Below are 12445 nucleotides of genomic sequence, written 5' to 3'. Positions count from 1 at the left end.
TCCACGAACGTTTTGACCGCGGGGACCGCGGATCGCACATGGATCTACTCGACGACAGCGTCGTGCCGGAGCACGCGCGCGACGTGAAGGCCGAGGCCCGCGAGTTCGCCGCCGAGCACATCGCGCCGAACGCCGAGGCGTACTACGACTCGGGCGACTACCCGTGGGAGGTGCTGGAGGCGGGGATGGACGCCGGGCTCGTCGCGCAGGACATCGGCGAGGAGTACGGCGGAAAGGGGTTCGACCTCGCGCAGATCCTCGCGATCGCGGAGGAGTTCTACCGGGCCGACGCCGGCATCGCGCTCACGCTCCAGCTCGCGAGCTTCGGCTGCGAGATGGTCGAGCAGTACGGCACCGACGCGCAGAAGGAGGAGTACCTCCGCCCGGTCGCGGAGAACGACCAGATATCGGGGCTCGCCGTCTCCGAGCCCGAGACCGGCTCCGACCTCGCCGGGATGACGACGAAGGCGGAGAAGGTCGAGGGCGGGTACGAGCTCACCGGCGAGAAGTACTGGGTCGGCAACGCGGTCGAGGCCGACTGGCTCACCGTCTACGCGAAGACCGGCGAGAGCGACGACCGCTACTCGAACTACACTCTGTTCATCGTCGAGACGGACAGCGAGGGGTACGAGGCGGAGCACATCCCGGAGAAGATGGGGATGCGCGCCTCCAAGCAGGGCCACATCGTCTTCGAGGACTGCTTCGTCCCCGAGGAGAACGTCGTCGGCAGCGAGGGCGGCGGCTTCTACGTGCTCGCGGACTTCTTCAACCACGGCCGCGTGGTCGTCGGCGGCCACGGGCTCGGGCTCACCGCCGCCGCCATCGAGGAGGCCGAGGAGTTCGTCCACGGGCGCAACGCCTTCGGCCGCACCGTCAACGAGTTCCAGGCGGTCCAGCACACGCTCTCGGACATGCGGATCGGCTTCGAGTCGGCGCGCGCGCTCAACTGGCGCGCCTGCGAGAAGGTCGCGAACAACGAGGACGCGGGCTACTGGGCCGCGCTGGCGAAGACGAAGTCCACGGAGGTGGCCACCGACTGCGCCGAGAAGGGAATGAAGCTGCACGGCGGCCGCTCGATCCTCACCGACCGCCGGATCGCCCGCGTCTACCGCGACGTGCGAATTCCGGTGATCTACGAGGGCGCGAACGACATCCAGCGGAACCTGATCTACCGGCAGTCGCGGTAGGCCGGCCGCGGCGGGCCACTCCGTTCTAAATCCGATCCGCGAGCGCGGCGAGCGCCCCGCTCCCGCCCGACGCGAGCGGATCGCCGTGGCCGACGCAGGCCACCTCGAAGGGCGGGGCGCGCTCGTCGAGGTCGCGGACGCTGTCCAGCACGTCGCCCGTGTCGTAGCTGATGAGCCACTCGGACGGGGAGAGCGCGCCGTCGGACGCCGAGACGAGGTCGCCGAGGAGCGCGACGCCGAGCGACTCGCTCACGTAGGCGACGTGTCCCGGCGTGTGCCCGGGGGTGTGGTAGGCGGTGAACGAGCCGAGTCGCTCGCCGTCCGCGACCGCCTCGATGTCGAGGTCCGGGAGGGTCGTGAACGCTCCCGTGAGCCGCTGGAGCGCGCCCTTGTGGTTCCGGAGCGGCGGCGACCGCTCTCCCCGGAGGAGCGCCGCGTCGAACGCGCCGGCGTACACGGTCGCGTCGAGCTCCGGCGTCAGCGCGGCGAGCGTCCCGACGTGGTCGAGGTCGTAGTGGGTCAGGAGCACCCGCCCGACGTCCGCGACGTCGACGCCGGCGTCGGCGAACCCCTCCCGGATCGCTTCCTCGTCCCACGGCGTTCCCGCGTCGACGAGCGTGGGCACGTCGTCGTCGACGAGGTAGGCGCTGACGCCGCGCAGCTCGAACCGCCACACACCGTCCGCGAGTTCCGTGGCCATGACGGGTGGTAGCGACCGACGGGGTTTGACGGTGGCGACCGGCGGGTGTGGGGCCGGCGGCCGGGGGACCGCGGGGACGCGCCGCGTCCGGCGCTCGCCCCGCCGCCGACGAAAACGCCAAGACGCCGCGCCGTCACGTCGGCGTATGCGACTCGAGGACTACTGGGGGATCGGCCCGAAGACGAGCGAGCGGCTCGTCTCGGCGCTGGGGACCTCGCGGGCGATCGAAGCGATCGAGTCGGCCGACGTGCGGGCGCTCGTCGACGCCGGGCTCCACCGCGGGCGCGCCACCCGGATCCTCCGCCGGGCCAACGGCGAGGCCGGCATGGGCGTCCTCGCGACGGGAGACACCCGCTCGGTGTACGACGACCTGCTCTCGCTGGCCGCCGGCCACGCCCTGACCGCCCACGCCGCCGACCGGATCCGGGTGTTGACGCCGCTTTCCGACCGGGAGGCGGTCGAGGAACGACTCCACGGCGTCGTCGCCGCGCGCGACGCGTGGGAGGGGCTCGCCGAGGGCGACCGCGAACGGGTGACCGAGGCGTTCGACGCGTACGACGACGCCGAGGGCTCCGACCTCGCCGCCGTCGAGACGGCCCTCGCGCTGCGGGAGGCGGGGCTCGACGACGGCCCGTTCGAGGCGATCGGCGAGCTGGAGGCCGAGCGCCTCCGGGAGGCCGCCGACGCCCTCGCCGACGTGCGCGGGTCGATCGACCCGACGGCGGTCGAGGAGGGGGAGATCGAGATCGCTCGCGGCGCCGACGCGGAGCTGGACCGTCTGCGCGATCAGCGCGACGCGGCCGAGGAGCTGGCGAACTCCGCGTTCGACGTGCTCGACGCGGTCCGGGACGGCTCGCTGCGCGACTTCGAGGCGCTGGAGGCCGCGACGATCGACCACGTCGCGAGCGAGACCGGCGTCGACCCGGCGACGGTGCGGTCGGTCGCGCCGGACGACGCGCTCGACGCCGCCGACTTCGTCTCGGCGACCCTCCGCGACCTCGCGGCGGAGCTGGAGGGGGAGGTCGCGGCGCGCGAGGCGGCGGTCGCCGCCGACATCCGCGAGCGCCTCGGCGGAACGGCGACCGAACCGGACGGGGAGAACGGCGAGGACAGGGCGCGGGACGGCGACGTCGCCCGCGCCGTCAGCGCCGTCTCGGACGCCGCCTTCCTGCTCTCGCTAGCGCGCTTCGCGGCCGCGTACGACCTCGTTCGCCCGACGCTCGTCGACGACGGGATCGCGGTGCGGCAGGCGCGCAACCTCTTTGTCGCCGGCGACGTGCAGCCGGTGTCGTACGCGGTCGGGACCCACTCGCTCGCGGGCGACGCGGGCGTCGCGAGCGTCGACGCGCCGCCGACCGGCGACCGCGTGAGCGTCCTCACGGGCGCGAACTCGGGCGGAAAGACGACCCTGCTGGAGACGGTCTGTGCGGTGGCGCTGCTCGCGTCGATGGGGCTGCCCGTGCCCGCCGAGGAGGCCCAGGTCGGCTCCTTCGACCGGGTCGTCTTCCACCGCCGGCACGCCTCGTTTAACGCCGGCGTGCTGGAATCGACGCTGAAGTCGGTGGTGCCGCCGCTGGTCGAGGACGGGCGCACGCTAATGTTAGTCGACGAGTTCGAGGCGATCACGGAGCCGGGACGCGCCGCCGACCTGCTGAACGGGCTCGTGACGCTCACCGTCGAGCGGGGCGCGCTCGGCGTGTACGTCACGCACCTCGCGGAGGACCTGAGTCCGCTGCCCGACGCCGCCCGGATCGACGGAATCTTCGCGGAGGGGCTCACGAACGACCTCGAACTGCGCGTCGACTACCAGCCGCGCTTCGGGACGGTCGGCAAGTCGACGCCGGAGTTCATCGTCTCGCGGCTCGTCGCGAACGCGAGCGACCGCGGCGTCCGGGCCGGCTTCGAACACCTCGCCGGCGCCGTCGGCGAGGAGGCCGTCCAGCGTACCCTGTCGGACGCCGAGTGGACGAGTGGCGATGACTGAGGGCGACGGGGACGGGGGCGACGACGAGGAGCGGGCGGCCGGTCCCGATCGGATCCGATCCATCGCGGTCCACCGCGACGACGTCGCGAGCGCGCTCGAAGCGACCCTCCGCAGCGACCGCGACGTCGTCTTACGGATGACGCCACCCTTCTCGGGGCGGATGCGCGCCCGACTGCACGCCGTCGACGCGGACGCACCCGACGGCCGCGGTGCGAGCGAGAACGACGACGGCCCGGCTCCGATCCGCGTCGATCCGCGGGACCTCGTCGCCGACGTTCCGCCGTATCCGGAGGTCGACGAGACGGCGGCGGACCACCCCGACGCGGACATCGAGAGGCGTCGTGAACTCCACGCGGCGGCCGTCGAGTCGTGGCGCGAACGCGTCAGAGAGTCGATCGTCTCGGTAGTCGAGGTCGCGGTCGGTGACGCGACCCGCGAGGTCGACGTGACCGCGCTCGGGTGACTCCGGCCGTTTAAAAACGCCTCTGTTGAGATCCGTATTGCTCGATAGAGAATCCGTGCCGGATACAGAGTATCTGATCAGCAAAATTGTCAGTCGTCCATTCGAAACATTCTGCGGTTAAAATAGCCGCTAGTTAGCGAGGCATCCTTGCCTAGGGCCCCGGAACGAATACAGTCGGCACATTTTGACAGCTTCTACCAGATGACGGGGCGAGAAGACGGACGTCGCTGCACGGTTCTCGATTGGGCGACCAGCGAAAGTAGAACGGAATTCCCTCAGAGAAGAAGTTAGGGTTTTGCTTCGAAGACCAGACTGGTCGGCGTCTCGGCCGCCCGGCGGAAACGCGTGAACCCGCCTCCGGTGACGACCTCTCGCGTTCGGTCCTCTCCCGCCTGCGCGCCGAGCCCGTACCCGACGTCTTGACTGAGCGAATTTGGCGTACAGGCAAGTGTCGAAATAGAGTATCCGAGGCGGCCAAACGGGGTGAGATTGTTTTCCACCTGGTCATCGGCGTACGGTTCGACGATCATCCACGCACCGTTCTCGCTTAGCGTCTCTCGGACGTGAGCAGCCACCCCGACGGGATCCCCCATGTCGTGGTAGCAGTTGAACATCGTCACGAGGTCGTAGTCGGAGCCGGTGTACTCCCGCGCGGTCGCCGCTTCGAAGCTAACGCGGTCGGCCACACCCGCCTCTTCCGCCCGCTCGCGCGCTACCTCGATCGATTCCTCATGGTAGTCGATGCCGACGACCGTCGAATTGGGGTACGCTTCGGCCATGCGGATCGTCGGCGCGCCGTGACCACATCCCACGTCGACGATCCGGCCCCCCGATTTCAGCCTGTCATCGACGCCGTCGAGCGCTCCGATCCAGTCGAGCAGGAACGCCCCGTAGGACGGCCCGAAGAAACGTTCCGTCCCGTGGAACACGTCCTCGTCGTGTTCGTGCCAGCCGATGCCTTCCCCCGTTCGGAAAGCCTCCTTGAGTTCGGGGCCTATCTTTGCCACTGACCCGACCAGCTGGAACGCACCGGGCATGAACACGGGGCTCTCCTCGTCGGCCAAGATGTGCGCCTGCTCCGGGGTGAGGTAGTACCGGTCAGTCTCAGTGTCGTAGGTCACGTACCCGCCCGCGGCCTGCGAGCGCAGCCACTCACGAACGTACCGCTCGACGGTTTCGGTTCTGTCGGCGAGTTCAGATGACGTGAGCGGCCCCTCGTCATCAAGCGTCTCGTACAGCCCGAGCTCGTCACCGATGACGACCAGTGCGGCGTGAACCGTCGCACCGAGATCGACGAGGGAGGTCTCGACGAGTTCGCTTAGTTTCGCTTCGTTTATCGGTTCGAGTTTGTCTGTGTCTAATGATTCACTCATCGTTGTTCACCGATCAGTCGTCTCCCGTCGCTTCGGCGGGGGTTTTGATGTGTAGCTGGATGTCTTGAGCGAGTGATAACAGCGTGTAGACGGGTGCTCGTCGCGCCCACTCATCGATCAGGTCGTCGTCGATGTCTTCCCCGTCAATTTCGACCTCCGCGGTCAGATTCTCGTACACCGAGTCGGCCTCCTTGAGTTCAGCGAGACTAAAGAGGACCGCCGGATCGAAGTCCGTCCCGACGCGCGTCCGAAGACGGTCGATGTCGACGCCGTTCGCGGCGGCGTTGATCGTGATGCCGACGTTGATACAGGCGGCGAGCGCAGACAGCGCCGCTTCGATGGGTTCGATTCGATCGGTCGCGCCGACCCACCCACCGGCGTCCAGTACCTCCTTCCAGGCGCCGTACGGGACGGTGTATTCACGCGTCTCGCGAGCGACTGTCTCGCCGCCGAGGTCGTAGCTATCGATCTTTGCCAGGCTGTGCGCGGCCGTCCCCTCGTAGGTCGCGGCCGCCCCGAGGCCGAGCTGAACGGCTTCGGGATTCTCGGCCGCGTGTTCGGCGAATCCTTCGAGTGTTTCGAGGTCGATCCCGTGCATGAGTTGCCGGTCGTCAGTCATTGTTTCGTTGTACCTCCCGACAAGCGACACGACGACCCCTGAGACGTTGTAGCTATCTCGTGCGATTTCGGCAGGCCCTGCCATTCTTTCAGCGACTGCACACGCGGCAACAGGTGCTCACTGAACTCCGCCGAGAAACCGATGCCAGACCGGTCCGTCCTGCGAAGTAGAAGAGGAGGCACTGAGCGACCGGATGGACATCGCGCTCACGCGACCGGGAACGTCACTCCATGTAGGCTTCGGGGGTGACCGGTCGCGCATCGGTCTCGAAGGACGCATACGTCGATTCTGCCCACTCGCGGATAGCCGGAACGTCGGTGTCGATCAGTGCCTGGACTGACCCGCTGTCCTGCTCGTAACAGCTGATGGTAACTCGGGTTTCCAGCAGGCCAATTCCGCATTTGGGGAGTTCGTCATGCTCGAGAATCGTGAAATTGTCTCGTTTTTCCATCTCTAAACTGCGCTCGGGATACGTCGTGATGAAGTATGCGTGACAGCTCGGTCGGTCGACTAACGTTATGTCTACACTGGCGTCGACCAACGAGAGGAGCACGTCGAAGCAGGGCTCCATCAAGGCAACCTCTGGTCGGAGATAGCGGACCTCGTTCGTCTGCCTGAGAAGCGACTTGAATCGGTTCACGGGACGGTAGGGTGAATCGGGCTCCGAAAGTGTGACAGTCGTCTCACCCCATGTCTCGATCGGGACTTCAACCATCTCGTCTGGAAGCCAGTGCCAGATGTCACGCAGCTTCCGCTCGGTTTCGAAAAGTTCGATCAGATCCTCCATCCCGGTCGCGATGGCCTCTCCCAACCGCGTTGCCACATACTTGTACCCGTCCTTTCGAACCCAAGCGCGGTCTTCGAATTCGCTTAACGTTCGTCGGACCGTCGACGACGACATCTCAGTCAGCTCACAGAGTTCGGAGCGACTCCGGGGACGCTCCGTCAGCGCAACGAGCATCGGGATGCGATGTTCGGATCGAGAGAGGTACCCGATGTCGGCGATCGGCGAGTCACTGGCAAGTGAATTCATACCATACATAGCCGAGGTACGATAATAATCATTCGCTTCGGGGGTGTGGCGACTACATCTAACGGGATACGGAGGGTGTGTGACTGTCACCGAGCTCTCTATCTCTTGGAGAATCCTCGGATAAAGTGCCAGAAAGATTCTTCCAACCCATACAGCAGGGTATCGTCATAGATCGTTATAAACCCCTTCAGCGGTACGCAAATCATCTGAACGAACCGATTCGGTTAAACATATCTGCGACGCGTATTTGCGATCGATAAGCGCCTCTCTGTTCAGCACGGCTCCTAACTCCCGTCATCTGTCGAGGATTTCAACGGAACGATAAAAACCGCGAACCGCTTACAGCCGCAACCGCTCGACCGACGTGCCGGCGTCACCGAAGTCGGCGAGCGCCGCGTCCGCGTCGTCGCCGTCGGCGGTCGCCGCCGCAACGACCACCGTGTCGGCCTCGAGGTCGGCGTCCAGCCGGACCTCGTACTCGCCATCGTCGGTAGTCGCCAGCGTGGAGCCGTCGGCGGCGTACACCGCGACCGCGTCGCCGTCGGTCTCGCCGGAGACCACCAGGTCCCCGCCCGCGTACTCGACGGCGGCGGTGAGGTCGGGACCCGCGGGCCGGTCGCGCTCGACGTAGCGCTCGCGGACGGCGGTCGGCGTCTCGACCGGCTCGCCGGCGTCGACGCCGTGCGCGAGCCGGATGAAGCCGGCCATCGACCACGCGAGGGGGGTCGCCCCCCCGGTGCCCTCGCCGAACTCCCAGCCGTAGTCGGTCGGGTGCTCGCGGTCCCACACCTGCTCGGGGAGCATCCGCCCGGAGTTGCCGAAGCCGGCCATCGTCTCCAAGAGGGCGTCGGGCTCGAGATCGTCCTCGTCGGTGCCGCCGAAGGCGTCCGGGCCGTCGGCGCGGGCGCGGAGCTCGTACTCGCCGCGCTCGCCGGTGAAGATCGGCCACAGGCGCCCGCGACCGTCGCCGGTGCCGGCCCACGGCGCGCCCGGGTCGCCGGCGGCGATCTCGCCGTAGGCGTCGCCGACGTAGCGGTACCACGCGGGGCCGTACGGCGTGTCGACGCGGATCGAGTCGTCGACGACGGAGACGGAGTTCCGGACCGTCTCGTCGTCGGCCGGCTTCACGCCGAGCCGGACGAGCTCGAGGAAGCCGCCGTCGACGATCTCCCGCTCGTCGTACGTCGGCCCGTCGTTGGCGATCGTCCGCGGCCGTCCGGACTCCGGGTCGCCGTCGGCGGTGATCCGGAGGTAGTACGGCGTCTCGGCGTGGCGCTCGGTCCCGGTCGACGTCGCGCACCACTCCTCGACGCGCGCGGCCCAGTCGTCCGCGAGCCCGAGCCACGCGAGGGCGTCGGCGCGAAGTTCCTCCGGAGCGTGACCGCCGCCCGACCCGACCGCGCCGCCGTCCGACTCGATCCGGTCGGCCTCCGCGAGCGCGAGCGCGGCGCCGCAGACGAGCCCGGCGATCTCGGCGGCGATGCTCGACGGCGAGAATCCGGCCTCCTCCTCCCAGCGCTCCTGTGCCGTCTCCGGGCCGTTCTCGGCGATGTAGCCGAGCGAGCGCCGGACCTGGTCGTAGCTGTAGTCGGCTTCGGTGGGACCGAATCCGTGCTCGTACAGCTGCCACGCCATCACCGACGGGAACGCGATGTTGTCCATCTGCTCGCCGCCCCACCGGGTGCGCCCGTCGATGTAGGTGTTCTGCGGGAGGAAGCCGTCCGCGTCCTGCTGGGTGTTGTAGAGGTACGCGAGCGCGTTCGCGCCGCGCTCGACCTCGCCGACCTCGATCAGCGCCGTGAACACCTGGTAGAGGTCGCGCGACCAGACGAAGTTGTAGCCGTAGCCGCGGTCCTCGGCGGCGTACTCCGTCTCGCCCCACGGCACCGACGGGCTGGCGATCCCCGCGCCGTCGTGGCGCTTGTCCTCCACGGCCGCGAGGGTCATCAGCGCGAAGCGGTACTGCGCCTCCAAGTCCGCGTCGCCGGTCACCGAGTCCGGGAACTCCCGGTCGGAGAGCCAGTCGCGCCACGTCTCGACGTACGAGGCGGAGACGTCGTCGAAGCCGCGCGAGATGGCGCCGCGGGCCTCGCCGAGCGCGGCCGCGGTGTCCGCGTTCTCGGCGAATCCGAGCGCGACCGTGTCGGAGACCGCGGTCCCGCTCCCGACGAGGCCGGCGAGCACGACGTTGCCGGTCGCCTCCGCGGCGCCGTCGCCGCGCTCGCCGTCGCCGAACAGGGCGTCGGCCTCCTCGCCGCCGGCCGCGAGGACGCTGGCCCACTCGAACCGGTCGTCGCTGGCGAGCGCGAGCGCGACCTCGAAGGAGTCGCCGTCGTCGTCGACGAGCTTGCCCGTGTTCCGCTCGGCCGCGTCGTCGTTGCGGGCGAGCAGGTGGTAGCCGTCGGCGCCCGCCACGCGGTCGCCCCGGTCGTTGGTGCCGACGTTCGTGATCGTCGTGTCGACGAGGGCGTACACGTCGTACTCCCGCTCGCCCTCGAAGTCGACGTCGGCGAGGACCGCGTCGCCGTCCGTGTCGACCGCGTACTCGACGGTGAGCGTCCACTCGTGGCCGTGGCCGTCGCCGGTCTCCCGGATCGTCTGCGTGTACGCCAGCGCGTCGCCGACCGTCGGCTCCGTCGTCCGCTCCACCGTCTCCGTCGTGGTGACGTGGCTCGTCTCGTCGAACGTCCGGACGGTGTGGCCCGTTTCCGGGTCGGCGACGAGGAAGTCGAACGTCCGGACGTTCATCACGTCGATCCGCGGGAACCGCGCCTCGGTGAGCGCGCCCTCGGTCAGCGTGAACCAGACCGGGACCGGGTCGTCGGTCTCGTGGTCGGCGGGCGTGCCGACGCCGAACTTCCGTCCCGTCGTCCAGTGGGGCGCCTCGTCCGGCCCGGTCGGTCGGTCGTGCGGGACCGGGAGCGCGCCGTGCTTCGCGAGCGTCACCGTCGCCTCGATCCGGAGCGCGTGCGACCAGCCGATCGGCGTCGCGCTGTCGAGGTCGCCGTCGTCGAACGCCTGCTCGGCGAACAGCCCGGCGTCGTTGACGAAGTGGCCGTCGGGCTCGCAGAGCGCGTACAGTTCGCGGGCCGCGCCGAACAGCTCGTCGGCGTCGTCGCCGTCGACCTCACCGTCGCGCTCGCGGATCAGCCCGCCGAGCCCGGCGGCGGCCGTCGCGCCCCACAGCGTCGCGATCGACCACACCTTCGCGGCGCCCTGCTCGGCGGTGCGCCAGTCGTCGCCGGTGAACCTGACGAGCCCCTCGACGTCGGCCGTCTCTCGGCGGAGCGCCTCGACCGAGTTCCGGACGTGGGTCGCCACGCGGTCGAGGAACAGCTCGAAGTCGGCCGTCGCGACCGCCGCGCCGGAGCCGTCGGTGACCGCGCCGTCGACCCCCGCGCGCTCCTCGCGCAGCGCCGCGTACTCTGCGGTCGCGCCCGCGAGCGCGAACGTGCTGGCGTCCGCTCGGTCGTCGCGGCTCCCAGCGCTCGCGCGCTGCGGGAACCGTTCGGTGTCGGGGTTCCAGCGGTCGTCGAGCCCGGCGAGCGCCTCGTCGGCCGCCGCGGCCGCCGCGACGCGCGTCTCGTCGTCGACCGGGGCGCGGGCGACCGCGGCGAACGCGCGGAGGTACGTCGCGCCGGTGTGGGTGAACCGTCCGAGCGCGTTCTCCCAGCAGTTCTGACAGCGGCGAGGGAGCCCGTCGTCCTCGGTCGTCTCGCGGAGGAAGGCGACCGCGTCGGCGATCGTTGCGTCGATCCGCTCGCGCCACTCCTCGGGGAGGTCGGTCGTCCGGCGGAGGCGGGCGAGGAACGCGACCACGGACGCGGGCTGGTCGAGCTGGTCGTTCGGCCCGGCGGTGCCGTTCGCGCCCTCGATCCGGGCGTTCGCCCATCCGGGGGCGACCTTGCCGGAGTCGGCCCAGACGCGGTGGGGCCACGAGCCGTCGGCGTCCTGCGTGCGGCAGAAGAAGGCGGCCGTCGCGAGCAGCTCCTCGTCGGCGTCGAGACCGATCTCCTCGCTCGCGCTCAAAAGCGCTGTCGCGGTCTCCGCCTCGTCCCGGAACCAGGTGTAGCCGTAGCCGCCGGTGGTCGTGTAGAAGGGGTCGAACTCGGGGGCGGCGATCCGGGCGCCGGACTCGGCCGTCAGCAGGTCGAGCGCGCGGAGGTCGCTCGCGATCACGCCGCGTCGCGGGACGTCCTCGGGGACCGTCGGCCCCCGGCCCGACGCCGCCTCGCGGAGGTCGTCCGCGTCGGGATAGGCGGTCGCGATCCGCGAGAGCTCCTCGATCCGCCGCTGGCGGTCGGGGCCGTCGGAGAGCGCGTCCATCGCGTCCTCTCCGGTGTCTCGGGTCTCCTGCCGGTCCACGACCGCGCGGCTCGCCAGCGTGACGCGCTCGGTCCGGCCGTCTCGCTCGAACGGCGCGCGGACGACGACGTCGGGAGTGAGCCGCGAGTCCTCGCGCTGGTCGATCTCCCCGCGGTGGGGGAACCCGTTCTCGTCCTCGCCCAGCAGCTCCGTGATCGTGCGGAGCCGCTGGCCGTGCGCCGCCGAGAGCCCCGTCGACGCAGTGAGGAAGTCGTGCTCGGAGCGGTGGTACACCTCGACGACGCTCCCGTCGGCCGGCCCCGCCTCCTGGTGGACGAGGTTCCCGACGCGGCCCTCGACCATGTCGGGCGAGAACGCGCAGGCGGCCACGAGCTCGGCGCCCGCCGGCGGCGCGCCGCGCAGTTCGACGTGGGTGAGGTGGGTGTCGCTCACGACGAGGTCGAACTGGTGGATCGTGTACCGCCCCGCGTCGTACTCGGTCTCGACGAGCGGGGTGTCGCCGTCGTAGTGTTGACGCGTCGTGGTGAGATCGTCGAACCAGCGGACGCCGCGGCCGGCCGTGATCCCCATTCGGAGCCGGTCGGCCCCGCCGACTCCCGACAGGGAGTACGAACAGTCGTGGACGGTGCCGTCGGGTCCGACGTGGACCAGACGGCCGTCGTCGCCCGTGAACGCGCCGGCGGTCGTGGGACGCTCCGCCGGATAGCGCTCGCCGCGCCGACGTTCGTGCTCCGTGAGAGCGGTACGCAGTCGCATAGTT

The 12445-nt window shown here is 69.5% G+C and carries 8 protein-coding genes; 3 read left to right on the top strand and 5 right to left on the bottom strand.

The genetic code is table 11. The annotated features are described in order from the left end of the window. Positions 1 to 38: 38 nt before the first annotated feature. Positions 39 to 1187, top strand: a complete 1149-nt coding sequence (locus B4V04_RS01635; RefSeq protein ID WP_498228602.1) for an acyl-CoA dehydrogenase family protein — start codon at positions 39 to 41, stop codon at positions 1185 to 1187. Positions 1188 to 1212: 25 nt separating this feature from the next. Here the strand turns inward: B4V04_RS01635 and B4V04_RS01630 are convergent, their stop codons facing one another. After that, the gene (locus B4V04_RS01630) at positions 1213 to 1887 is read right to left on the bottom strand and encodes an MBL fold metallo-hydrolase (protein ID WP_498228600.1); all 675 of its coding nucleotides are present in this window, start codon (positions 1885 to 1887) and stop codon (positions 1213 to 1215) included. A gap of 145 nt (positions 1888 to 2032) precedes the next feature. Between B4V04_RS01630 and B4V04_RS01625 the strand changes: the two genes are divergently transcribed. After that, positions 2033 to 3871, top strand: a complete 1839-nt coding sequence (locus B4V04_RS01625; RefSeq protein ID WP_498228599.1) for a MutS-related protein — start codon at positions 2033 to 2035, stop codon at positions 3869 to 3871. Next, on the top strand, positions 3864 to 4334 hold the full coding sequence (locus B4V04_RS01620) for a DUF8009 family protein (RefSeq protein ID WP_498228598.1): 471 nt from the start codon (positions 3864 to 3866) through the stop codon (positions 4332 to 4334). The genes B4V04_RS01625 and B4V04_RS01620 overlap by 8 nt, the downstream gene beginning before the upstream one ends. A 287-nt stretch (positions 4335 to 4621) precedes the next feature. On the opposite strand, the gene B4V04_RS01615 is transcribed toward B4V04_RS01620, so the two are convergent. The 4 genes from B4V04_RS01615 to B4V04_RS01600 all read right to left on the bottom strand — a co-directional run bounded on the left by B4V04_RS01615 (position 4622) and on the right by B4V04_RS01600 (position 12441). Continuing rightward, on the bottom strand, positions 4622 to 5707 hold the full coding sequence (locus tag B4V04_RS01615) for a class I SAM-dependent methyltransferase (RefSeq protein WP_498228597.1): 1086 nt from the start codon (positions 5705 to 5707) through the stop codon (positions 4622 to 4624). A gap of 13 nt (positions 5708 to 5720) precedes the next feature. After that, complete coding sequence (locus tag B4V04_RS01610; protein ID WP_144799916.1) at positions 5721 to 6326, bottom strand: OsmC family protein; 606 nt, start codon at positions 6324 to 6326, stop codon at positions 5721 to 5723. Positions 6327 to 6549: 223 nt separating this feature from the next. Then, entirely contained in the window at positions 6550 to 7359 is an 810-nt protein-coding gene (locus B4V04_RS01605) for a helix-turn-helix transcriptional regulator (protein WP_498228595.1), read from the bottom strand. Between the two features lie 339 nt (positions 7360 to 7698). Beyond that, positions 7699 to 12441 (bottom strand): DUF7997 domain-containing protein, encoded by a 4743-nt coding sequence (locus tag B4V04_RS01600; protein ID WP_498228593.1) that lies wholly within the window; start codon positions 12439 to 12441, stop codon positions 7699 to 7701. Between the last annotated feature and the right edge of the window lie 4 nt (positions 12442 to 12445).

This window comes from Halorubrum sp. B52 (assembly GCF_059752555.1).
The sequence above is the reverse complement of the archived record's forward strand: the minus strand, read 5'-3'. Positions and strand labels throughout refer to the sequence as shown.

Coding starts and splice junctions, on each gene's coding strand:
- B4V04_RS01635 (WP_498228602.1), top strand. CDS start 39: ATGGATCTACTCGACGACAGCGTCGTGCCGGAGCACGCGCGCGACGTG.
- B4V04_RS01630 (WP_498228600.1), bottom strand. CDS start 1,887: ATGGCCACGGAACTCGCGGACGGTGTGTGGCGGTTCGAGCTGCGCGGC.
- B4V04_RS01625 (WP_498228599.1), top strand. CDS start 2,033: ATGCGACTCGAGGACTACTGGGGGATCGGCCCGAAGACGAGCGAGCGG.
- B4V04_RS01620 (WP_498228598.1), top strand. CDS start 3,864: ATGACTGAGGGCGACGGGGACGGGGGCGACGACGAGGAGCGGGCGGCC.
- B4V04_RS01615 (WP_498228597.1), bottom strand. CDS start 5,707: ATGAGTGAATCATTAGACACAGACAAACTCGAACCGATAAACGAAGCG.
- B4V04_RS01610 (WP_144799916.1), bottom strand. CDS start 6,326: ATGACTGACGACCGGCAACTCATGCACGGGATCGACCTCGAAACACTC.
- B4V04_RS01605 (WP_498228595.1), bottom strand. CDS start 7,359: ATGAATTCACTTGCCAGTGACTCGCCGATCGCCGACATCGGGTACCTC.
- B4V04_RS01600 (WP_498228593.1), bottom strand. CDS start 12,441: ATGCGACTGCGTACCGCTCTCACGGAGCACGAACGTCGGCGCGGCGAG.